This is a genomic window from Burkholderia singularis (assembly GCF_900176645.1).
In the GTDB taxonomy this organism is placed as follows: Bacteria; Pseudomonadota; Gammaproteobacteria; order Burkholderiales; family Burkholderiaceae; genus Burkholderia; species Burkholderia singularis.
In genome coordinates this window covers 20,933-43,995 of the sequence record NZ_FXAN01000067.1, presented here as the reverse complement: position 1 = coordinate 43,995, position 23,063 = coordinate 20,933, and the positions used below count along the sequence as shown (strand labels likewise).

The window sequence follows — 23,063 nt, the reverse complement described above, 5'->3', positions numbered from 1 at the left end:
TCAACTCCCTCTCTAGCAGTCGGCCGCGCTTCCTTCTCTCTCCCCCGCTGTCCGTTTCCGTTTCAGCGAAAGAGGCGTGATTCTAGTCATAAGATTCATTACATGCAAGCGTATCTCGAAATTTCTCTCTCTCAGGCAATCCAGTCACCGCTCCCCCCATGTGACGCTTCGGCCAGAAAGTCGCAAACCGCAGCACCCTCGCGGAACAGACTAAAATGACAGGTTCCTCGCATCCAATTATGTCTATCTATGCGCCAGCGAACCGCTAAACGCCTCCCCCCCGATGCCGACAAATTGGTCGGCTTGTCGCTCGCGCTGTTCGCGTCCGGTAGCCGCGTCGAAGATCGCTTCTGGGAAGCCAAGCTCGACGCTCTGCTCGCGAAGATCGTGCGCAACGGCAACCAGACCACCCTCGACGCCGCGCTCGACCACCTTCAGCAGAATCATCCGGACGCCTACGGCGCGCTCGCCGACATGGCAGAGACGCATAGTGAATCGCTTGCCGTCGAGGTCGACGGCAAGCCATACGAGGCGCTTCTCGTTGCCATTCCCGTGCTCGCGTGGACTCGCTATATGATTCCGTCGGGCGCGTTGAAGGCCGAGATCGCCGACCTATTGCGTACTCATCTGCAAGCACACGTGCTCGCGCAGGGCACGCTCGTCGCCATGGCCCCGTTTCTTTACAGCATCGATCAGTTGCCCCGTCACCACGTCGAAACCTATCGACTCGCGCAGCAACTCGCTCATGCAGCGCTCGGCAATCACCCGGTCAAGCTCAACTTCGGCGACTTGCCCGAAACCTCGCCGATTCTCGCCGATCCACGCTTCCTGCTTGCCGTGGCGGCCGCACCCGTCGGCGCACCGCTCTTTCGCTGGCAGGAAGAAGAACACGGCATGCGCCTCGAGCGCGGCCAGTGCCTCGAGCAATGGTCGGCGCAAGGCGGCGCGAATTTGACGGCGGCGCTGCCCGGCTGTGAATTCGAGTGCCTGCTACCCGATGCCTATTATTCCGCCTGCCGCGATGCCGACGAGCGGATCCGCCCGCATACCGTGCGCACGGCGATCCGCTATCTATTCGATACGACAGGCGCCACGCCGCAGGACTTGCGCGCCGTGATCGCCGGCTTTGGCGAGCGCCGGATCGACGAATATCGGGTTGCCTTCACCCGGCGCGGCAGCAACGATGTGATTTATGGCGTCGTCTGGCCGTTGTATGGCAGGGAGAACGGCGACGCGGCCGCCGACGACGCGACGCTCGAGTCCGAAGCGCCTGTCGACGGGCCGCTCGAGGAAATCGTGACGCTGCTGAAGGAAGCGGGCATCACCGATATCCGCCGTCACCCAGGCCGGTTCGAACCCGAATACTGCGACGACTGCGGCGTGCCGCTGTATGCCGATCCGCTCGGCGAGATCGTCCATGCGGAGATGCCGGAAGATGCGTCTGCGTCGCAGCCGCACTTCCATTAAGGCATCTTCCGCCCGTCTGTTCCGCCAGGACTGCGAAGCAGACGGAGCGCGGCGGCTCGTCATATTGACGATGGCGAGCCCGTCGACGCATTGGATTGGGCGAGGGTTCGCCCCGCCGGCCCCGCCGCGCCGGCATGGGCTGTCAATGGCAGCCGCACATCGCACATAGCTATCGCAGTTCGTGCGGGCGACGCGTGCAAGCCCCGCCGCGGCTCGCTTCGCACGCCGCTCAGCGAATTTGGCTCGCCGCCCGCATGCGCCCTCGCAGCGGCCCTTTCTCTTTCTGTGCGCAACTCATTGACGACACGCTCGCGAAGCCCGTCGTCGGCTTGCTGCCGTCGACTCGGCGTGAAGGCATGCGATCGAACATGGGCGTGATCGCCGGCCGTCATGCCATCGGTTCAGGTTCGATGACAGGCAGGCCTGGGCGCCGGATCGCTTCTTGCATTTCCCGCGCCTTCCGGGCGGACTTCTTTTGATACATCCTTCGCGTCTCAACGCCGCGGCCGCGGCGCGCGCGCCGCGATCGCGATAAGAGCGACGAGCGACGTGCCGAGCAGCAGCAGCGACAACGCCGATGCGGGCAGGTAGTAACCACGCTCGACATCGCCGATCACGACGATCGGCACGGTCGCGAATCCAGGCGGATAGACCGTAAGCGTCGCGCCAAGCTCACCGAGCGACAGCGCGAAACCCAACGCGAGGCTCGCGCGGATCGCGGGCACGAGTTGCGGCAACAGCACGCGCAACAACACCATCGCGGGCGGTGCGCCCAGGCTTGCCGCCGCCTCGCGCAACACCGTCAATTCCGGACGCAGCGCCGCCGCCGCGCATCGGTAACAAAACGGCAGTACCAGCGCAAGCTGCACAAGCACGACGATCGCGGGCGAACTCGACAAATCGACAGGTTTCGTGTGATACGCGATCAGCACCGCGAGCCCGAGCACGACGCTCGGCACGCCGTTCGGCAACATCACGAGCGCGTCGACGAACGCGCCGATCCCGCGCCGGCCGCGTGCTTCGAGCACGAGCGCAAGCGCGATCCCGAGCGCCGTGCCGAGCACGGCCACGCCAAGCCCGATTTCCAGGCTCGCGACAAGCGCGTCGAATTCGGGCCGGCCGAGGCGCTCATACCAGCGCAAGCTATAGCCGGCGGGCAGTATCGTGCCCGACCATTGCGCGGCCACGCTCGACAGTGCAACGACGACAACGGGCAGCACGAACAGCCAGCAGCAGGCAATGGCGGCAAATATGACGAGCGCACGCGACGCAAGACGCGCCGCCGCATCGGTCCAGCGCGGCTCTCGGCGCGGCACCGCGATGCGGCGCGACGAAAACTCAGCCGGCATCTCGCTCTTCTCTCGGCACGGCCACGCCGCCTCGGGCGCGTGCTTCAGCAAATAACGGATTCCCGCCGCGACATGGCGGCGGCGGGACAAACATCGGCGGTTGCCGCCATCTTGGGGATGCCGCGGGGATATCCGCGCGGACTGCCGACGACATCGCGCAATGGCCCCGCGAAATCACGGCGCTGAACGCACGGTTTTCGGCCGTCACGCTGCCGTCGCCCAATACCGCCGCGCGGGCACGTTCGTCACTCCGCATGGCGCCCGCCTTCATTCGCGCGCCGGCTCATCCGCCGGTACAACGCATAAAGCGTCAGCGAGATCGTCAACATCACGACCGAGCCGGCCGCCGCTGCCGGCAGATCGAGATCGACCGTCGCGCTGCTGTAGATCGCCACTGGCAGCGTCACGAGTTTCGCGCTGCCCAGCACGAGCAGAATGCCGAATTCGTTCAACGTCAGCAAAAAACACAGGATCACCCCCGCTGCGATTCCGGGCCACGCAAGCGGCAGCACGACGCGCCGGGCCTGCATCCATCCGTTCGCACCCAGGCTCGCCGCCGCCTCGACGAGCCGTGGATCGAGCGTCGCGAACGACGCGAGCGCCGGACGCACGACGAACGGCGTGTAGAACACCGTCTGCGCGAGAATCACGCCGCCCGTGCCGAACAGAAAATCGAGCGCGGGCGCGTCGAGGCCGAACAGACGCTGTAGTGCAATGCTGACGGATCCCTGCGAGCCGTACAGAAAAATCATCGTGAACGCGACGAGAAACGACGGAAACGCGACATACAGCTCGAGAAAGCGCGTCACAATCGATGCACCGGGAAACGGCCGGAAAAACAGCAGCGTCGCGAGCAGCACGCCCGTCACCGACGCCGTGCCCGCGCTCAGGAACAGCACCCACAGCGTCTTGCCAAGCACGTCGCGGACGTCATGGTTCGAGAAGAACGTGCGATAGGCGGCGAGCGTCGGCCCGTGTGAGTCGATCATGCTCAGCAGTACCAGACGCACGAGCGGATACAGCACGAGCGGCCCGAGCACGAGCGCCGCGAGCGCGACGACGCGCAGGTTCGCGCGGCGCTCGCGGCGCCGCGCCGCCGCATCGTGTTCGGCGGCCGACGCGCGCAGGCGGCCGGCATCGGCGCGCCCGCCTGCGGCGGCGCGCGCCGCGTGCGATTCAGGGTGCGATAAGGACGACATCGTCCGCCTCGCAATCGAGCGACACGCGCGCGCCGCGCTCGGGCGGACGGCCGCGGCCGCGCTGTTGCATGACGAGCACGGGCTCGTCGCATGCGGCATCGAGCACGACGCTCAGCGACAACGCCGCGCCATGCCATTCGACCGATGCGATCGTCCCGTGCAGCCGCCCTTCGCCCAACGGGCGCACGGTCAGCCGCTCGGGCCGCACGCATGCGACCTTGTCACGTATGTCGTGGCGAGCATCGCCGAGCGCGAACACGACGCTCGGCGGCAGCAGATTCGCCGCGCCGAGATAACGTGCGACAAACCCGTCGGCCGGCGTGTCGTAGAGCTGCTGCGGCGTGCCGAGTTGCGCGATCCGCCCTTCGCGCATCAGCAACACGCGGTCGGCAAGTACGAGCGCATCGTCGCGATCGTGCGTCACGCACACGACGGTCAAGTTCGGCAGCCGCTCGTGCAGCGCCTTCAATTCGCTGCGCACCGATGCGCGCAGGTTCGCATCGAGCGCCGACAGCGGCTCGTCGAGCAGCAGCACATCGGGCTCGATGACGAGCGCGCGCGCAAGCGCCACCCGCTGCTGCATGCCGCCCGACAACTGCGCGGGCAGATGATGTCCGGCATCGCCCAATTGCACGAGCTTCAACGCATCTGTCACGCGCCGCGCGATCTCGCCGGACGCCATGCGTCGCGCGCGCAGCCCGAACGCGACGTTCTCGAACACCGACAGATGCGGAAACAGCGCATAGTTCTGGAACAACAGGCCGAGATTGCGCTTGTGCGGCGGCGCGTGCGTCAGGTCGCGGCCGGCGACGCTCAGCGTGCCGCTCAGGCCATCGGCGTTCACGAAGCCTGCGATGAAACGCAACAAGGTGGTCTTGCCGCAACCGCTTTGACCGAGCACCGCGAGCAGTTCGCCCGCGCCGATATCGAGCGATAGATCGTCGAGCACCGTGCGCGCGCCGTAGCGCACGCTCAGGTGCCCGATATGCACGCCGCCCGGCGCGCCCGTGCGCGGCGCTGCCTGAGGCTGCGTCGCGCCGAACGCGCCGGGAGGCGAAAAGCTCGCAGTATCCACCGGTATTCGTCCTTCGGCTTGGCCGCCGCTTATTTCGGCTTGACGACTTCGGTCTGCTTGCCCGAATCGCCGATCACTTCCTTCTTCCAGCGCTCGGTCCAAACCGGCTTTTTCGCCATCACGGCGTTCCAGTCGACCGGAATCAGCTTCACGCCGGCGATCGCGCGCTTGACCGCTTCGCCGTTCTTGCCGGCGAGCGGCACGTCGGTACGGCCCGGGATGCCGAACATGTCCGGCACCTTGGCCTGCACGTCGGCCGACATCAGGTAATCGATCAGTTTCTTGCCGGCGTCCTGGTTCGGGCCGCTCTTGATCAGACCAATCGCGTAAGGCAGCTGGAACGTCGTCGGCGGCTCGCCTTCCTTCGCGGCGATGAAGACCGGCTTGATCGACAGGCCGCCGTGCTCGGCGTCGTCGAGATCCATCTGCAGATCGCCGTTGGCCACCGCGATCTCGTTACGCGACAGCAGCACGTTCAGATAACCCGTTCCCTTGGTGTGGAACTTCACGCCGCGCTCGAGCTTCGCGAGATAGTCGAATGCCTTGTCCTCGCCCATCAACGCGCTCGTCAGAATGATCACGGCCATTCCGTCGCCCGCCGTCGCCGGGTTCGAATACGCGAGCTTGCCGCTGTAATCGGGATGCAGCAGATCGGCGAACGTCTTCGGCTGGCTTTTCACGACGGCCGGGTTGATCGCGAACGAAAAATAGTTGTTGACGAACGTTGCCCAGGTGCCGTCTTCCGCTTTTGCGATCTGGGGCACATTCTTGTAATTCACGCTCTGGTACGGTTGCAATAGGCCCAGCTGGCCCGCCTGCTGAATGAAAGGCGGCAGCGTGACGATCACGTCGGCCTTCGGCGAGCCTTTTTCGACGTTCGCGCGGTTCACCACCTCGCCGCTGCCCGCCGTGACGATGTTGACTTTCACGCCCGCCTGTTTTTCAAACGCGGGCAGCACGTCGCGATACAGGTTCTCGAGACCGTCGGCCGTATACAGCACGACCGCAGCCGCCTGCGCCTTTACCGCGACACCCTGCAACACCATCGCCGCGCCGGCTGCCAGCACGAGGCGGCGCCAAGCGCCGCGGCACGGGGAATTCGAATGCGTCATCTCCGCCTCTCTGTAGGGTGATCCGCAAACAGCCAAAGGCTGCGGTTTTTCGCAAAAAACGTAAGCATCACAACGTTCGATGACAGCCCCGTGAAGGCACTTCAAATTCAGAACGGCCGCACGTTTTCCCGCGATACCGCACAAGCCCCGACCGATTCTGCTGCCCCTTTTATCGAACAAGGAACCACCCGGCAATGCATGCATCCGATCCCATTTTGCTGACTCCAGGCCCGCTGACGACGTCGCACGCCACGCGCGAGGCGATGTTGCGAGATTGGGATGCGTGGGGCGTCGATTTCACCCAGATGACCCGCAGCGTCTGCGCGGATCTCGTCCGGATCGCGCAGGGACAGGACGAATTCGTCTGCGTGCCGCTGCAAGGCAGCGGCACGTTCGCGGTCGAGGCGACGCTCGGCACGCTCGTGCCACGCGACGGCCGCGTGCTGGTACCGAACAACGGCGCGTATTGCGCCCGGATCGCACGCATCCTGACCCGGCTTGGCATTGCGCACGTCGAGCTGGCGTTCGCGGAGCACGAGCCGGTGTGCGCGCAAGCGCTCGACGAGGCGCTCGCGCGCGATCCGTCGATCACGCACGTTGCGCTCGTGCATCTGGAGACGAGTGCGGGCATCGTCAATCCGCTCGACGAAATCGCCGCCGTATGCGGGCGACATCGCAAGCATTTGATTGTCGACGCGATGAGCTCGTTCGGCGCGCTGCCGATCGCGCTCGCGGACAGCCCGATCGACGCGGTGATCTCGGCGAGCGGCAAGTGTGTCGAGGGAGTGCCCGGCATCGGTTTCGCGATCGTGAGGCGCACGCTGTTGAGAAGCTGCGAGGGGCGCTCGCCGTCGCTTGCGTTGGATTTGCACGATCAGTACACGTATATGCGCGTCACGTCGCAGTGGCGCTTTACACCACCGACGCACGTGCTGGCCGCATTGCGCGCGGCGCTCGATCAGTTCTTCGCCGAGGGCGGGCAACCGGCGCGCGGTGCGCGCTATGCGCAGAACTGCCACGTGTTGATCGACGGCATGCGCGGACTCGGCTTCGAGCCGTTTCTCGACGCGCGCGCGCAAGGCCCGGTGATCGCGACGTTTCACGCGCCGCGCGATCACGCTTACTCGTTCCACGAGTTATACAAGGCGGTGCGCGAAGCCGGCTATTTGCTGTATCCGGGCCGGTTGACGACGGCTGATACGTTTCGCGTCGCGTGCATTGGCGCAATCGGCGTGCAGGAGGTTCGTGACGCGGTGGCGGCGATCGGACGGGCGTTGGATACGCTTGGGATCAGGCTGCGTTGATGCAGGGCCGGCTCGTCTGAATTGCATGCGCGCGGGAATGTCATGTCGAGCGCCGGCCGCGAGGCACCGCGGCCGGCGCTCGACGACGCGGATTACAGCACGATCCGCTTGATCTCGCCGACGACGAAGATATATGACAGCGCGCCAATCAGCGCCACCACGCCGATGAACGCAAGCGCCCCCACGAACGACCCAGTCGCCGCGACGATAAAGCCGACCACGAGCGGCGTGACGATGCCCGCGAGATTGGCCGCGAGATTGAACACGCCGCCGGTGACGCCAAGCAGCCCTTGCGGCGCGATATCGGATACGAGCGTCCAGCCGAGCGCCGCCATTCCCTGCGCGAAAAACGCAACGGACATGATCGCGATCACCGCTTCGTTGCTCTTCACGTAGTTCGCGAGCACGATCGTCGACGCAAGCAGCAGCCCCGTGATGATCGGCAGCTTGCGCGCGACATTCGCCGATTTTCCGCGGCGCAACAGCCAATCCGACAGCATGCCGCCGAACATCACGCCAACCGAGGCCGCGATGAACGGCAGCACCGCGAAAAAGCCGATTTTCAGCCAACCCAGGTGGCGCTCGGTGGCCAAATAGGTCGGAAACCACGTGAGAAAGAACACGAGCGTCGAGTTGCCGGCGAACTGACCGATGCAGATGCCCGCGAGCTGCCGCTTGCCAAGCAGTTGCCGGACCGTGCGCCAATTGAACGACTGCTGCGCGCGCGATGCCGGCTGCTGCGCCAGGCCGCCGCCCGCATCGATATAGGCAAGCTCGGCTGCGTTCGCGCGCGGATGATCGCGCGGCTCGTGATAGCACTTCCACCAGACGAGGCCGAACGCGATGCCGACGCCGCCGACCGCCCAAAACAGCGAGCGCCAGCCGAACGCGCCCATCAGCGCAAACAGCACGGGGCTCAGGAACGCCAGGCCGACGTACTCGCCGACCGTATAAGTGCCGGTGGCCATCGCACGCTCCTGCTGCGGAAACCACGTCGCGACGACCCGGCTGTTGGTCGGGAAACACGGCGCCTCGGTCACGCCGAGGCCAAGCCGGCACGCGAGGAGCGGCGCGACGCCATGCACGAAACCTTGCGCGAGCGTGCACGCGGACCATAGCGTCATCGACCAGTAATAGGTGAGCTTGCTGCCGAAGCGGTCGAGCAGCAGCCCTCCCGGCACCTGCGACAGCACATAGGTCCACGAGAAGGCGGAAAACATCACGCCCATCGCCGCAGCGCCGATCCCGAGCTCCTTCGTCAGCCCCGGCGCCGCCACGCCCAGCACCGTGCGATCGAGATAATTGATCATCGTGCCGATCGCAAGCAGCGCGAGAATCCGATAGCGCGCGTTCGAGCGCGGCTGCACCGCACTCGCACCGGCGCGGGCGGATGAGGCAGATGTGACGTCGGGGTGGATTGGCTGCGGCATCAGTGTCTCCTTATATCTTCGATTGAATGCAACATCGGTTGCCGCCGGGCGGCCGCCGGACGCACACCGGAAAGCCCGCCTGTCCCGGCGCGGTTTGCGTCCTCAGCAAGCCTGCAAGCGGCCTGATCTCTGAGTCCGCTGTCCGGCGGCGGATTTTCAGCGGCGCACGAGCGCCTGAAAATGCTCGAGCATCCGCGCCGCATCCGGCGCACGGCCCGTGAAAATCTCGAATGCATCGACCGCCTGGTACACCGCCATGCCGCCGCCCGGCAACGTGCGGCAACCGAGCGCCCGCGCGGTGCGGATCAATTCGGTTTCGAGCGGAAAATAGACGATATCGGCCACCCACAGCTCGCCGCGCAGCAGCCCGGCGGGCAGCGGCAACCCCGGATGCTTGAGCATGCCGGTCGGCGTCGCGTGGATCAGGCCGCTCGCGGCGGCAAGCGCGTGGTCGAGCGAATCGCCCGCGCTGACCTGTGCGTGCGGAAAACGCGCCTGCAACTGCCCGGCGAGTTGCTGCGCACGCGTGGTATCGATGTCGAACAGCGTGAGCGCCGCCGCGCCCATCGTCAGCGCCGCGTGTGCCACCGCCGCGCCCGCGCCGCCCGCGCCAAGCTGCACGACGCGCTCGAGCGACGCGCCCGGCAGCCCGCTCGCGAATGCCTTCGCAAAGCCCGACCAGTCGGTGTTGTAGCCTATGCGCCGTCCGTCGGCAAAGCGCACCGTATTGACCGCGCCGAGTGCGTCCGCGTCGGCCGACAGTTCGTCGAGACAGCCGATCACGCGCTGCTTGCACGGATGCGTGATGTTCAGGCCGTCGAAGCCCATCCGCTCGGCGGCCGTCAGCAGATCTGGCAACGCATCGGCCGACAAGCGCAGCGCGTCGAGATCGATGCGGCGGTAGACGTAATTGAAGCCCTGCCGGCGCCCTTCCTCCTCATGCATCGCGGGCGACAACGACGCGCCGATCCCCGAGCCGATCAGCCCGATCAAAAACGAGCGTGCGGTCATTGCGCGGTCTCCCGGACGAGCAGCGTCGCGAGCCGCTGCAGCGCGAACGCGTAGCCTTGCGTACCGCAGCCGCAGATCACCCCGTGCGCGACTGCCGACACGAACGAATGGTGCCGGAACGTTTCGCGCTGGTGGACGTTCGAGATATGCACTTCGATAACCGGCTTGCCGAGCGCCGTGAGCGCGTCGGCAAGCGCGACCGACGTATGCGTGTACGCGGCCGGATTGATCACGATGCCCTGCACGCGCTCGCGCGCTTCGTGCAACCAGTCGATCAACTGATGCTCGGCATTCGACTGCCGGAATTCCAGCGCGAGGCCCAGCGTATGCGCGACGTCCGCGCAAAGCCGCTCGACGTCCTGCAATGTTTGCGAGCCGTATATATGCGGCTCGCGCGTTCCCAGCAGGTTCAGGTTTGGCCCGTTTAGAACCAGCACCTTCGGCTTGCTCATGTATGACTCTCCGGCAAAAACAGCAACGTATGTATATCAGCCGCGGCGGTCGGCCCGAGCCGCGGCCTCGGCATTGGACGTCAGTGTGCACGCATACGCGTGCAGCGTCTGTCCGGGTTTTCTATAATTTGTACCATCTAGTTAGTTTCTATAATCGTAACCTGGCCCCGGCACGGGCACGCTTCGTCATTTGCCAGCAGGAAATCCAACCATGCAACGTTCGATCGCCACCGTCTCTTTGTCCGGCACGCTCGTCGAGAAACTCAGCGCAATTCGCGCGGCGGGCTTCGACGGCGTCGAAATTTTCGAGAACGACTTGCTGTACTTCGACGGCTCGCCCGCCGACGTGCGCCGCATCGCCGCCGATCTCGGCCTGTCGATCGTGCTGTTTCAGCCGCTGCGCGATTTCGAAGGGGTGACGCCCGAGCGGCTCGCGCGCAATCTCGAGCGCGCGAAGCGCAAATTCGATCTGATGCATGAATTGGGAACGGATCGCATCCTGCTGTGCAGCAGCGTGTCGCCGGACACGCTCGACGACCACGCGCTGCTCGTCGACCAGTTGGGCACGCTCGCCATCGCCGCGCAACAGGCGGGTGTCGTCGTCGCTTATGAAGCACTCGCCTGGGCGCGTACCGTGAAGACCTACGCACACGCCTGGCAGCTCATCGACGCGGTCGATCATCCGCACCTCGGCCTCGCGCTCGACAGCTTCCACACGCTCGCGCTCGACGATTCGCCCGACGGCATCGCGCAGATTCCGGGCGAACGGATCGCGTTCGTCCAGATTGCCGATGCGCCGCGGCTCGCGATGGACGTGCTCGAATGGAGCCGTCACTACCGGTCGTTTCCGGGCCAGGGCGATTTCGACGTCGCCGGCTTCACCGCCCGCGTGATCGAATCGGGTTACGACGGGCCGCTGTCGCTCGAAATCTTCAACGACGGATTTCGCGCGGCGCCGACCGCCGCGACGGCATCCGACGGCTACCGGTCGCTACTCTATCTCGAGGAGATGACGCGCGCGCGGTTGATTCGGGAATCGAATACCGAAGCGGGTAGACCGGCGCCCGACGCATCATCGTTGAACGCATCGGCGGCGGCAGCGGCAGCGCGGGCCTCGCCGCACGCCCCGGCGCATTCGCGAACAACGGACTTGCCGCCGCTGTTCGCGCCGCCGCCCGCGCCCGCGCATAGCAGCGTGCAGTTCATCGAATTCGCGGTCGACGCGGCCGCCGCCAGCAACGTGGCCGGCTGGCTCGACAAGCTGCGCTTTCGTCTCGCGGGGCGCCATCGGTCGAAGGACGTGATGCTGTATCGGCATGGCGCGGCGTCGATCGTGCTGAACGCCGAGCGCGATTCGTTCGCCGACGCGTTCTTCCAGGCGCACGGACTGTCGCTATGCGCGGCGGCGTTTCGCGTCGACGATGCGCGGCGCGCGCTCGAACGCGCGGCGGGCTACGGCTATGCGCCGTTCTCGGGCCGCGTCGGCCCGAACGAGCGCGTCGTGCCGGGCGTGCGCGCGCCGGACGGCAGCCTTGAATATTTCGTCGACGAAACGCCCGGCGCGCCGACGCTTTACGAATCGGATTTCGTGCTGACCGACATCGACGGCCCCAGCGAAGTCGGCCCGATCATCGGCATCGATCACGTCTGCCTCGCGCTGCCCGCCGACGCGCTCGACGCCTGGGTGCTGTTCTTCAAGACCGTGTTCGGCTTCGAGGCTGAACGCAACTGGCTGGTGCCGGACCCTTACGGGCTCGTCAGAAGCCGCGCGGTGCGCAACGCGGACGGCTCGGTGCGCATCGCGCTCAACGCGTCGGTGGACCGGCACACGGCGCTCGTCGAATCGCTGCATCGCTATCGAGGCTCGGGGCTCAATCACGTCGCGTTTCGCACCGACGACATCGCCACGGCCATCGCCGAATTCGCGGCCGACGGCGTGCCGTTCCTCCGGATTCCGCGCAATTACTACGACGATCTCGCCGCGCGCTACGCGCTGCCCGACGACACGATCGAACATTTGAGCCGGCACAATTTGCTGTACGACCGCGACGAGACGGGGGGTGAATTTCTGCATGCCTATACCGAGCTGGTCGATAACCGCTTTTCGTTCGAGCTTGTCGAGCGGCGCGGCGGCTACGACGGCTACGGCGCGGCAAACGCGGCGGTGCGGCTTGCCGCACAGGCCCAGCGCAGGAAGTGAGCCAGTCGCGGGCGCGGCATGGGCAATGAGTGCCGCGTCTGGCGGCACCTTCGCTGTCGAGACGGCCCGCTACGGACGGGGGGCGCTGGCGGTGCGCGTGGGGCGTGCCGGTATTGAACGCTGGGTGCTGGAAGCGAAATGCTACGCGACGCATCCGGCTTCGCCTCACTTTCGTCCTACGATTTCGACACGGCCGTTCAGGCTGAAACCGTACTGCACCGCACACCCCGGCCCCGCTTGCGTCGATGGTGCGTGCGGCCGGCCCGAGATAGCACCCGCGGCACAGCAGGCGCCGACGCGCCAGCCTCGGTGCAACCCGAATTCGCTTTGGTCAGACCACGCGGTTTGGCACAGCCCCGCCCTTTCACGAGCGCTTTAAGCATCGCTTAAGAAAGCCACGGCATCATCCGTCCCAATGTTCGCATAGGAGAATGGAATGACCCCTGTCGACGATACGTCTGCCGCGGGCCAAACCACCGCGCCCCCCGCCAAATCGAAAACCATGTTGCGCCGCCTGCTGAGCCATCACGAAATCGCGACGCTGCTGATCATGCTGCACGCGCCCATCGGCGCAAACGCCAAACCCGAGCTGCCTGCGCTGCAGGAAGCCGGTCTCGTCGAACGAATCAGTTCCGATGCCGATTCGTCGCCCGCTTTTCGTCTGACGGAAAACGGCACGGCCGTGCTCAAGGGCCTCGGCTACCGTTGATCTTTCCGGCCTGCGGCGGCGCCCGTCGAATCCGAATTCCCGCATCGCCGCGCGCGCCGGCCCGAAGCCCGACGCGCGGAACAAATGCGCACGCTTACGCGCCGCCCTCCTGCAATGCGAGCCGATACTCGGTCGGCGTCACCCCCACCGTCGCCTTGAACTGCCGCGTGAATGCGCTGTGATCGGTATAGCCGCATAGCGCCGCGACGTCCGTGACCTTGTCGTGCGTGACGAGAAACGCCGTCGCGGCATCGAGGCGCGCTTTCAGCAGCATCTGCCGCGGGGTCAGATGAAATACCTTGTGGAAATAGCGTTCGAGCTGCGCGACCGACATCCCCGCCATTTGCGCAAGATGCTTGAGGTTCGGCGGCTGGGCGTAATGCTCGTGGATATGGCGCACCACGTCGGCAATGCGGCTGTAGGCCGGGTGCGAACTCTCATGCGCGCGCAGATCGCGCGACAGCCCGGCGATGCCGACGATGCGCCCCCGCGCATCGCGCAGCGGCTCCTTGCAGGTCAGGCACCAGCCAGGCTCGCGGCCCGCGTACAGGTGCAATTCGAGCTGGTCGGCAAGCGGCCGGCCGCCGCCGATGATCGCGCGGTCCTGCTCCGCATAGCTGCGCCCGAAGCGGATCGGAAAGACTTCGGCGGCGGTCTTGCCGTATAACGCGCGTTTGTCCTTGTAGCCGCAGCGTTGCGCGAGCGTGCGGTTCACCAGCGCATAGCGCGCATGCGCGTCCTTGACGAAGAACGCGACGTCGGGAAGCGCATCGAACACCGGTTCGAGCTGCGTGAAGTGCGCAAGCAGCGCGGCGAAGCCGTCGTCGCTCGTATTGTCCGATGTGTCGTCCGGCCGGATGGCGGACGAGGTTGCAGGCGGCACGGCAAGCAAGGTCATCATGGAAGACTCGTGTATCGGGACACGGATGGCGTCGATTATAGGAGCCGTCACAGCAGCGATGAAGCGGCGACCGAAGCAGCCGCCTCCAGCCGTGATCCGCTTGCGGCTGCGCGCAGCATTCCGACGCGACGCAGCCGGCCGGCGTCAAGCTTCGGCGCGGGCGTCATCGCAAGCCAGGCTGCCGATTCGCGCCGGCGAGAACGGCTCGCGCGGCGTCGCGTCGTCCCAGCCGAAATACGCGTGCGCTGCCGCGCCGCAAACCCGCCCCTGGCACGCGCCCATCCCGCAGCGCGTCACCAGCTTCGCGTCACGCGCCGATGCATGCGCGCGCACCGCGCCGATCGTCACATCCTCGCAGCGGCACAACAGCGTGTCGTCAGGCGGCAGCGCGCGGGCGGCAGCGCCAAGCGCAAACGCATCGGCGACGCGGGCCGCGAAACGCCGCCACGCATCGCGGCGGCGCAGCAGCGCGGCGGCCCGCCGGCGGCCGGCGGGCGTCGCATCCGCACCGCTTGCAGCAAGCCCGGCCAGTTCCCCTTCGATCTGCGCAAGCTCGACGCCGCCCACTCCCGTACATTCGCCCGCCGCATAGATCCGCTCGACCGACGTGCGCTGCGCGCCGTGCGTCGCGATCACGCCATCGCGAACATCGCAGCCGAGCGCGCGCGCAAGCGCGACATTCGGCACCAGGCCGTAGCCGCATGCGAGCCGGTCGCAATCGAGCGTTTCGCGCGCACCGCCGCGCTCGATCGTGACCGCGCGCACGCGGGCGTCGCCATGTGCGGCGCGTACGACGCTGCCCGTCAGGTAGCGCGTACCGACGAAGCCGCGCGACAAACGTACGGCCTGCACCAGCTTCGCCGGCGCCGCCGCGAGCGACAGCGCAAAGCGCGCAAGCGCGGCGCGCGGCGCCTGTTCGACGAGCGCGGCCACCTGCGCGCCCGCCGTCCGCGCCGTCGCGAGCGACGCGAGCAGCAACGGCCCGCTGCCCGCGATCACGATGCGCTCGCCGCGCACCGGCAAGCCGCCCTTGATCAGCGCCTGCAAGCCGCCCGCGCCCGTCACGCCGGGCAGCGTCCAGCCGGGAAACGGCAGCAGCAGTTCGCGCGCGCCGCAGCACAGAATCAGCGCCCGGTAGTCAAGCAGCAGCGCGTGCTGCGCGTCCTCCAGCAACAACGCACCGGGCCGAGGCGCGGCAACGACGCGCGTGAGCGCGAGATAATGCACACCCGGCTCGCTCAACACGCCGAACGCGGCGGCGGCCCGCGCCGGCAGCACGGCGGCGGGCCCTTGCCGCCAAATTTGCCCGCCCGCCCGCGGATTGTCGTCGATGACCGCGACCGTGCGGCCGCCGCGCACGGCAGCCCGCGCCGCCGCCAGCCCCGCCGGCCCCGCGCCGATAATCGCCACATCGACGCTGCGACGTTCGTTCGTCATCTCGTTCGCTCCACCTGCATGCCTTCGCGGCAAAGCGTCTGACAGGCGAGCATGCGCCGCCCATCGACCGTCACCCGGCATTCGTGGCAAATCCCCATCCCGCAAAAAGGCGCGCGCGCGGCGCCGCTGCAGGATGTGCGGGCCGTATCGTCGCCGCTCAGCGCAATCGCGGCCGCGACGGTCATGCCGTCGGCCACGGCCAGCGCGCGGCGGTCCAGATAAATGATCATTGCAACGCTCCGCTTGCCGCGATGCCCGGCGTCGGCAGGAAACGCCCCGGCGAAAACGGCTCGACGTCGATCGCCGCGCGCTCGCCGAACATTCGCGCGGCCAGCACGCGCGCGCTGCCGGGCGCGGTGGTCACACCGAGCCCCTCGTGCCCGAGCGCGAGCCACAGGCCGGGCTGCGACGGATGCTCGCCGAGCAGCGGCAGGCCATCGGGGCTGGCCGAGCGAAAGCCCGTCCATGCGCGGATGCCATTGAGATCGGCAAGTGCGGGCAAATAATGGATCGCGCGGCGCAACATCCGTCCGAGCACGGGCATCTCGACGCCCGGCTCGTCGGTGCCGAACTGCCGCGACGAACCGATCAACAACTGACCGGTGGGTCTGGGCTGCACATTGAATGCGACCGACGTGCCGCCGCTTGCATGCGCGCTCGCCGCATAGCCCAGCTCGACGAGTTGATGCGACACCCGCGCCGGATAGCGGTCGGTGATCACCAGATGCCCCTTCTTCGGCACGAGCGGCAGCTCGGGCAGCAGCTCGCGCGCGGCAACGCCGTTCGCGACGACGACGTGCGCCGCGCGCAGCGTGCGGCCGCCGTCGAGCGTCACGCTCGCGCCTTCGACGGCCACCGCCTTCGCGCGACGCACCGTCACGCCCGGCAGCCGGGACAGCAGCCATTGCGCGGCGGCGGGCGCGTACAGGATGCCGTCGCCGGCAATCCTCAGCGCGCCGCCGAGATCCGCACGCAGCATCGGTTCGAGCGCGGCGAGCGCAGCGCGCCCGATCAGCTCGCCCGCCACGCCGTGCTCGGCAAGCGCGGCTTGCTTCGCGCGCGCGAGATCCATTTCGTGCGCATCGGCCGCAAGCCACAGCGTGCCGCAATTGCGGTATGCGCACGCCTCGGGCATCGCATCGCGCAGCGCGTTCCACAGCCCGATCGAGTAATGTGCGAGCGCCAGTTCGGCGGCGCTGCCGTCCATCGCAACGAGGTGGCCCATCCCCGCGCCGGTCGCGCCGCCCCGGCCGTCGTCGACGACCAGCACGCGCAGCCCGCGCAGCGCGAATTCGTGCGCGCACGCGGCACCGACGATGCCCGCGCCGATCACCACGACATCGGCCTGCGAATCATGCGCGAGGTTCACGAAACGATGCCCCAGCCGAACGGATCGTCGTCCTCGATCAAGAGCGTCGCCTCGGCGCTCAGGTGCGCGCGGCCGCGGATCGTCGGTACGACGCCGCCTTCGGCGGGCGCGTAGCTCGCCGAGAACACGCTGCCGATCACGCTCGCCTGCCGCCATGTCGCGCCGGGCGCGAGCTTGCCGTCCGCGGCCAGGCACGCGAGCTTCGCGCTCGTGCCGGTGCCGCAAGGCGAGCGGTCGTAAGCGAGGCCCGGGCATAGCACAAAGCTGCGGCTGTCGTGCTCGGGATCGTCGGCAAACAGTTCGATGTGGTCGATTAACGCGCCGCCCTCGCCGCTCACGCCCGCGCGCTCGAGGCTCGCACGCAGCGCGGACGCGTAGGCGCTCAGCGCCGCGACGTTGTCTGCCGCGACGCGCTGGCCGTGGTCGTTGACGAGGAAAAACCAGTTGCCGCCCCATGCGATATCGCCCGTCACCGTGCCGTGCCCCGGCACGTCGACGACGACGCCCCGCCGGTACCGATACGCGCGCACGTTGCGCACGCTGACCGACAGATCGTCGTGCAGCGTCGCGTGGACGTCGCCCACGGGCGTCTCGATCCGGTGCACGCCCGGCGCGATACGGCCCAGATAATGCAGCGTGCGCACGACGCCGATCGTCCCATGCCCGCACATGCCGAGATAACCGGCGTTATTGAAGAAGATCACGCCCGCCGCGGCGCTGGCCGAGACCGGCTCGCACAACAGCGCGCCGACCAGCACGTCGCTGCCGCGCGGCTCGACGATGCACGCGGTCCGATAGCGGTCGTGCTCGCGTGCAAGCGTCGCGAGACGCTCGGCCATCGGCGCGTCGCCCAGCGCCGGAAAACCGTCTACGACAACGCGCGTGGGCTCGCCGCCCGTATGCGAATCGATGATGTGGATGCGCTTCATATTGCGTCGATTCGAGGTGGAAAGATGCATAGCTTCCCGCGTCGGACGTCCGGCCGCTTGTGGGTTTTCGATGATGCGCGCGACGAAATCGGCACAAGCGGGCGGCTGTGCCGATTTCATCTTTTCACGGTTGGAAAAGCCTCAAGCGCCACGGCTTTTCGACGGCAATACTGGATGCCTCACCGACAGTTCGCGTCGGCCATCCCATTCGAACGCAGGAGATTTTCAGTGAGCGGTCATGCCATTCAATGGAGCGGGGTGTTCCCCGCCGTCAGCACCCAGTTCAAGCCGGACTTTTCGCTGGACGTCGACGCGACGCACCGCGTCGTGAAAAACCTGGTGAACGACGGCGTGTCGGGCCTCGTCGTCTGCGGCACGGTCGGCGAGAACACGTCGCTGAGCACGTCGGAAAAACGCGCGGTGATCGAAGCGGCGCGCGATGCCGCGGGCGGCAAGGTGCCGGTGGTCGCCGGCATCGCCGAATTCACGACGCAGTTCGCATGCGACACGGTACGCGAGGCGGCGCGCGCCGGCGTCGACGGCGTGATGGTGATGCCCGCGCTCGTCTATTCGGCCACGCCGCGCGAAACGGCCGCGCACTTCCGCGCGGTCGCGGCCAGCACCGATTTGCCGGTGATGGTCTACAACAACCCACCGGTCTACAAGAACGACGTAACGCCCGACGTGCTGATCGCGCTTCAGGATTGCGACAACATCGTCTGCTTCAAGGATTCGTCGGGCGACACCCGCCGCTTCATCGATCTGCGCAACGCGCTCGGCGATCGCTTCGTGCTGTTCGCCGGGCTCGACGACGTGGTGCTCGAAAGCATTGCGCTCGGCGCGCAAGGCTGGGTATCGGGGATGTCGAACGCGTTTCCGAAAGAGGGCGAGACGCTGTTTCGCCTTGCCAAGCAGAAGCGCTTCGAGGAGGCGCTCGCGCTGTACCGGTGGTTCATGCCGCTGCTGCACCTCGATGCTCGGCCGGATCTCGTTCAGTGCATCAAGCTGTGCGAAGAGCTGATGGGCCGCGGCAGCGCGCTCACGCGCCCGCCGCGCCTCGCGCTGCAAGGCCAAGCGCTCGACGAGGTCAAGGCGATCGTCGCGCAGGCGCTCGCGAATCGCCCGGCGCTGCCGGACGTCGGTCTTTGAGCGGCGAACGCCGGTTGCGGGCTGCCGGCCCGTTACCGCGCGAAGTCATCCGCATGTAATGGCGCGCCGCCGCAGCCGGGCCTGCCCGAGACGGTGAGCCGGCCGGGCCGGCGCGGGCGGCCGCCGCGCGAGCGCAGCGACGCGTTTGTCGCCCGCGCCGGCATTGCGTCAGCACGCGTCCGCTCGCCGATTCGTCCGCCAGCCGGCGCGGGCCAGCGGCAGCCGCCGCACGCACCAAAACGAAGACATCAGGAGACAAGCCCATGCCAAGCCAAGGCAACGCGCAACCATCCATACCGCTTTCCCCTGCCGCGCCGTCCGGCGCGAGCCGAGGCCAATTCAAGAAGCAGCTTTCGCTGACCGATCTCACGTTCATCGGGCTGGGCGCGATCTTCGGATCGGGATGGCTGTTCGCCGCGAGCCACGTATCGACGATCGCGGGGCCGGCAGGCATCCTGTCCTGGCTGATCGGCGGCTTCGCGGTGCTGCTGCTGGGCATTGTCTACTGCGAACTGGGCGCCGCGCTGCCGCGCGCGGGCGGCGTAGTTCGCTATCCGGTGTTCTCGCACGGCCCGCTGCTCGGCTACCTGATGGGCGCGATCACACTGATCGCGTTCTCCAGCCTGATCGCGATCGAAGTTGTCGCGGCGCGCCAGTATGCGGCCGCGTGGTTTGCGGGGCTCACCGCCGAAGGATCGAGCAACCCGACGACGCTCGGCTGGCTCGTGCAGGCCGCGCTGCTCTGTTTCTTCTTCTACCTGAACTATTCGAGCGTGAAGACGTTCGCGAAGGCGAACAACGTGATCAGCATCTTCAAGTTCATCGTGCCGCTCTCGGTGATCGCGGTGCTGTTCACGTTCTTCCGGCCCGCGAATCTGACCGCGCACGGCTTCGCCCCGTTCGGCCTGCAAGGCATCGAAATGGCGGTGTCGGCGGGCGGCATCATTTTCGCGTATCTCGGGCTTACGCCGATCGTGTCGGTCGCGAGCGAGGTGCGCAACCCGCAGCGCACGATTCCGATCGCGCTGATTCTGTCGATCGTGCTGTCGACGCTGATCTACGTGCTGTTGCAGCTCGCGTTCGTCGGCAGCATCCCGGCCGCGGCGCTCGCGCACGGCTGGCGCGATGTCAGCCACGCGTTCTCGCTGCCGTACCGCGACATCGCGCTTGCGCTCGGCGTCGGCTGGCTCGCGTACATGGTTGTCGCCGATGCGATGATTTCGCCGTCCGGCTGCGGCAACATCTATATGAACGCGACGCCGCGCGTAGTCTACGGCTGGGCGAAGACGGGCACGTTCTTCAAGGTCTTCACGCGCGTCGACGAAGCCTCCGGCATTCCGCGCGCCGGGCTGTGGCTCACGTTCGGCCTCGCGATCTTCTGGACGCTGCCGTTCCCCTCATGGGAAGCGCTGATCAACACCGTATCGGCCGCGCTCGTGCTGAGCTATGCGCTCGCGCCGGTATCGGTCGCCGCGCTGCGCCGCACCGCGCCGGACTTGCCGCGGCCGTTCCGCGCGAGCGCGTTCGCGCTCACCGGCCCGGCATCGTTCGTGATTGCCGCGCTGATCGTCTACTGGTCGGGCTGGAGCACGGTGTCGTGGCTGCTCGGCCTGCAGATCGCGATGTACGCGATCTACCTTGCGTGCCGCCGCTGGGCGCCCACCCAGCAGTTGAGCCTGGCCGAACAGGTGCGCTCGTCGCTGTGGCTGATCGCGTTCTACGCGCTGATGATCGCGGTGTCGTATCTCGGCGGCTTCGGCGGCATCGGCCGTCTCGCGCACCCTTACGACACGGGCGCCGTCGCGGTGATCGCGCTCGTCATCTATTACTGGGGCGCGCATACCGGGGTGCCGCGCGCGAAGTTGCAGCTCGAGGACGACGAGCACTGATACGCGTGCCCTCCTGCCGATACAACGCTTTTTGTTTGACGGCCGGGCAGACGATACCCGGCCAGCCCTTTTTCGAGGAAAACCATGCGACTCACAGGCCAGCTTTTGATCGGTCAATCCGCGGTGCCCGGACACAACGGCTCGTTTCGCGCCATCCATGCCGCCACCGGCGAGCCGATCGAGCCCGCATTCGGCGGCGCGAGCCTGCGCGATCTGGACCACGCTTGCGCGTTTGCCGACGATGCATTCGACGCCTATCGCGAAACGCCGCTCGAAGCCCGCGCGGCGTTTCTCGATGCGATCGGCCGTCAAATCGTCGCGCTCGGCGATGCACTGATCGAGCGCTGCGCCACCGAAACGGGGCTGGCGCGCGCGCGCCTCGAAGGCGAACGCGCACGCACGGTCGGTCAACTCGCGCTGTTCGCGCAACTCGTGCGCGACGGCGGCTTTCTCGACGTGCGGATCGATTCCGCCCGCCCCGACCGTCAGCCTCAGCCGCGCGCCGATTTGCGGCTGCGCAATATCGCTATCGGGCCGGTTGCGGTGTTCGGCGCATCGAATTTTCCGCTCGCGTTCTCGGTCGCGGGCGGCGACACCGCAGCCGCGTTCGCGGCCGGCTGCCCGGTGATCGTCAAGGCCCATGGCGCGCATCCGGGCACGTCGGAGCTGGTCGGCCGCGCGATCCAGGCGGCCGCGCGCGAATCCGGGATGCCCGACGGCGTGTTCTCGCTGCTGTTCGACTCATCCTACGAGATCGGGCAGGCGCTCGTCGCCGATCCGCGCATCAAGGCGGTCGGCTTCACCGGCTCGCGGCGCGGCGGCCTCGCGCTGATGCACATCGCGGCAGCGCGCGACGAGCCGATCCCCGTCTATGCGGAAATGAGCGCGATCAATCCGGTGCTGCTGCTGCCGGGCGCGCTCGCGGCGCGGCACGATGCGATCGCGCAGCAGTTCGTTGCGTCGCTGACGCTCGGCGCGGGCCAGTTCTGCACGAACCCCGGCCTCGTGCTCGGCATCGACGGCCCGGCGCTGCGCGCGTTCGAGCGCGCGGCGGCCCGCGCGGTTGCCGCCGCCGCGCCCGCGACGATGCTGACGCCGCACATTCACGCGAGCTACGTCGCAGGCGTCGCGCGGCTGGCATCGCACGATGCGCTCGAACAGCTTGGCGAAGGCATCGCGGGGGACCGGCATCAGGCACGCGCGGCGCTGTTCGCAACGTCGGCGCAGGCGTTCGCGTCGCACGCCGAACTGCGCGACGAAGTATTCGGTCCGGCGTCGTTGATCGTCCGCTGCGCGGATCTCGACACGCTGCATCGCACGCTGCGCTCGCTCGAAGGCCAGCTGACGATCGCCGCGCATCTCGGCGACGGCGACGCGCCGCTGTTCCGCACGTTGCGGCCAACGCTCGAACGCAAGGCGGGGCGCATCCTCGTCGACGGCTTCGGTACGGGCGTCGAGGTTGGCCACGCGATGGTGCACGGCGGCCCGTTTCCGGCGACGTCGGACGTGCGCACGACGTCGGTCGGCGCACGGGCGATCGAGCGCTTCCTGCGCCCCGTTTCGTATCAGAACGTGCCGGATGCGCTGCTGCCCGACGCGCTGCGTGACGGCAATCCGCTGAGCGTGCCGCGCCGGCTCGACGGCGCCGCCGAACCGCGGCAGGCACGGGAAGCGAACGCAGCGAGTTAGGTGCGTGCACCGGCTGCGCCCGTCGAAGATCATCGGCACGCCCGGCGGCATGCGCGCGCTCGGACATCACGGACGATCCGGCGCGCATGCACGCGCCATTGCCCGCGCCATCACGCCGGAGCAGCGCAACACCGGCGGTTCGCATCGCGGCTGCCGGCTGCCCGTGTGCGTGGCGATCCCGGCAAAAAGACGGACAGAGCCCTGCCCGTGCCCAATCGGCCCGGCGCCGGCACGCACTCCGTCATGGCCGACGGCCTGGGCTACGACGGTTGCTGCGACAGTCGAATCGAAACCTGTCATAAGCCATACCGGGATAACGACTTGCCTTCCCCGCCGGATGGCATGCGCCTAAATTACTACTGCTGTATCCCAACGCGGCGACCGCCATGATC

At 67.2% G+C, this 23,063-nt stretch carries 18 protein-coding genes and 2 pseudogenes; 8 read left to right on the top strand and 12 right to left on the bottom strand.

All coding sequences use genetic code 11. The features are described from left to right. The first annotated feature begins 249 nt into the window (after window positions 1-249). Window positions 250-1,467, top strand: a complete 1,218-nt coding sequence (locus BSIN_RS15040; protein WP_089341097.1) for a DUF2863 family protein — start codon at window positions 250-252, stop codon at window positions 1,465-1,467. Window positions 1,468-1,961: 494 nt separating this feature from the next. Here the strand turns inward: BSIN_RS15040 and phnV are convergent, their stop codons facing one another. The 4 genes from phnV to phnS all read right to left on the bottom strand — a co-directional run bounded on the left by phnV (window position 1,962) and on the right by phnS (window position 6,202). After that, window positions 1,962-2,816, bottom strand: a complete 855-nt coding sequence (gene phnV, locus BSIN_RS15030) for a 2-aminoethylphosphonate ABC transport system, membrane component PhnV (protein ID WP_089341099.1) — start codon at window positions 2,814-2,816, stop codon at window positions 1,962-1,964. Between the two features lie 245 nt (window positions 2,817-3,061). Then, window positions 3,062-4,015, bottom strand: a complete 954-nt coding sequence (gene phnU, locus BSIN_RS15025; RefSeq protein WP_089341095.1) for a 2-aminoethylphosphonate ABC transporter permease subunit — start codon at window positions 4,013-4,015, stop codon at window positions 3,062-3,064. After that, window positions 3,993-5,090 carry a 2-aminoethylphosphonate ABC transport system ATP-binding subunit PhnT gene (gene phnT, locus BSIN_RS15020; RefSeq protein WP_089341094.1) on the bottom strand — a complete coding sequence of 366 codons (1,098 nt, stop codon included), beginning with the start codon at window positions 5,088-5,090 and terminating at the stop codon, window positions 3,993-3,995. Before phnT ends, phnU begins: the two co-directional genes overlap by 23 nt. Window positions 5,091-5,119: 29 nt before the next feature. Beyond that, window positions 5,120-6,202, bottom strand: a complete 1,083-nt coding sequence (gene phnS / locus BSIN_RS15015) for a 2-aminoethylphosphonate ABC transporter substrate-binding protein (RefSeq protein WP_059520732.1) — start codon at window positions 6,200-6,202, stop codon at window positions 5,120-5,122. 194 nt (window positions 6,203-6,396) lie between these two features. On the opposite strand from phnS, the gene BSIN_RS15010 reads away from it, so the two are divergent. Continuing rightward, window positions 6,397-7,506, top strand: coding sequence for a 2-aminoethylphosphonate--pyruvate transaminase (locus BSIN_RS15010; RefSeq protein WP_089341093.1), 1,110 nt, complete (start codon window positions 6,397-6,399; stop codon window positions 7,504-7,506). A 92-nt stretch (window positions 7,507-7,598) separates the two neighbouring features. On the opposite strand, the gene BSIN_RS15005 is transcribed toward BSIN_RS15010, so the two are convergent. From BSIN_RS15005 to aroQ, 3 genes are all read right to left on the bottom strand, one after another. Further along, on the bottom strand, window positions 7,599-8,936 hold the full coding sequence (locus BSIN_RS15005) for an MFS transporter (RefSeq protein WP_089341092.1): 1,338 nt from the start codon (window positions 8,934-8,936) through the stop codon (window positions 7,599-7,601). A gap of 156 nt (window positions 8,937-9,092) precedes the next feature. Further along, window positions 9,093-9,947 (bottom strand): shikimate dehydrogenase, encoded by an 855-nt coding sequence (locus BSIN_RS15000; protein ID WP_059520729.1) that lies wholly within the window; start codon window positions 9,945-9,947, stop codon window positions 9,093-9,095. Further along, window positions 9,944-10,399, bottom strand: coding sequence for a type II 3-dehydroquinate dehydratase (gene aroQ, locus BSIN_RS14995; RefSeq protein WP_059520728.1), 456 nt, complete (start codon window positions 10,397-10,399; stop codon window positions 9,944-9,946). Before aroQ ends, BSIN_RS15000 begins: the two co-directional genes overlap by 4 nt. A 211-nt stretch (window positions 10,400-10,610) precedes the next feature. On the opposite strand from aroQ, the pseudogene BSIN_RS26805 reads away from it, so the two are divergent. The 3 genes and pseudogenes from BSIN_RS26805 to BSIN_RS14985 form a co-directional block, all read left to right on the top strand. Further along, window positions 10,611-11,426, top strand: a pseudogene (locus BSIN_RS26805) (sugar phosphate isomerase/epimerase family protein); the annotation flags it as partial. Window positions 11,427-11,552: 126 nt separating this feature from the next. Next, window positions 11,553-12,599 (top strand): annotated as a pseudogene (locus BSIN_RS26800) (4-hydroxyphenylpyruvate dioxygenase family protein); the annotation flags it as partial. A 436-nt stretch (window positions 12,600-13,035) separates the two neighbouring features. Continuing rightward, a complete protein-coding gene (locus BSIN_RS14985) occupies window positions 13,036-13,308 on the top strand; it encodes a hypothetical protein (protein ID WP_059520726.1) in 273 nt (90 codons plus the stop codon). Between the two features lie 94 nt (window positions 13,309-13,402). Here the strand turns inward: BSIN_RS14985 and BSIN_RS14980 are convergent, their stop codons facing one another. From BSIN_RS14980 to BSIN_RS14960, 5 genes are all read right to left on the bottom strand, one after another. Beyond that, complete coding sequence (locus BSIN_RS14980; RefSeq protein ID WP_059520725.1) at window positions 13,403-14,209, bottom strand: AraC family transcriptional regulator; 807 nt, start codon at window positions 14,207-14,209, stop codon at window positions 13,403-13,405. 144 nt (window positions 14,210-14,353) lie between these two features. Then, the gene (locus BSIN_RS14975) at window positions 14,354-15,646 is read right to left on the bottom strand and encodes an NAD(P)/FAD-dependent oxidoreductase (RefSeq protein ID WP_089341090.1); all 1,293 of its coding nucleotides are present in this window, start codon (window positions 15,644-15,646) and stop codon (window positions 14,354-14,356) included. After that, complete coding sequence (locus BSIN_RS14970; protein WP_059520723.1) at window positions 15,643-15,876, bottom strand: 2Fe-2S iron-sulfur cluster-binding protein; 234 nt, start codon at window positions 15,874-15,876, stop codon at window positions 15,643-15,645. The genes BSIN_RS14975 and BSIN_RS14970 overlap by 4 nt, the downstream gene beginning before the upstream one ends. Continuing rightward, the gene (locus tag BSIN_RS14965; RefSeq protein WP_059520722.1) at window positions 15,873-17,015 is read right to left on the bottom strand and encodes an NAD(P)/FAD-dependent oxidoreductase; all 1,143 of its coding nucleotides are present in this window, start codon (window positions 17,013-17,015) and stop codon (window positions 15,873-15,875) included. Before BSIN_RS14965 ends, BSIN_RS14970 begins: the two co-directional genes overlap by 4 nt. Continuing rightward, window positions 17,012-17,944 carry a 4-hydroxyproline epimerase gene (locus tag BSIN_RS14960; protein WP_089341089.1) on the bottom strand — a complete coding sequence of 311 codons (933 nt, stop codon included), beginning with the start codon at window positions 17,942-17,944 and terminating at the stop codon, window positions 17,012-17,014. Before BSIN_RS14960 ends, BSIN_RS14965 begins: the two co-directional genes overlap by 4 nt. Window positions 17,945-18,172: 228 nt before the next feature. On the opposite strand from BSIN_RS14960, the gene BSIN_RS14955 reads away from it, so the two are divergent. From BSIN_RS14955 to BSIN_RS14945, 3 genes are all read left to right on the top strand, one after another. Continuing rightward, on the top strand, window positions 18,173-19,093 hold the full coding sequence (locus tag BSIN_RS14955) for a dihydrodipicolinate synthase family protein (RefSeq protein WP_069236229.1): 921 nt from the start codon (window positions 18,173-18,175) through the stop codon (window positions 19,091-19,093). A gap of 263 nt (window positions 19,094-19,356) precedes the next feature. After that, entirely contained in the window at window positions 19,357-20,982 is a 1,626-nt protein-coding gene (locus BSIN_RS14950) for an APC family permease (protein WP_089341088.1), read from the top strand. 84 nt (window positions 20,983-21,066) lie between these two features. Beyond that, window positions 21,067-22,671, top strand: coding sequence for an aldehyde dehydrogenase (NADP(+)) (locus BSIN_RS14945; RefSeq protein ID WP_089341087.1), 1,605 nt, complete (start codon window positions 21,067-21,069; stop codon window positions 22,669-22,671). The last annotated feature ends 392 nt before the right edge of the window (window positions 22,672-23,063 follow it).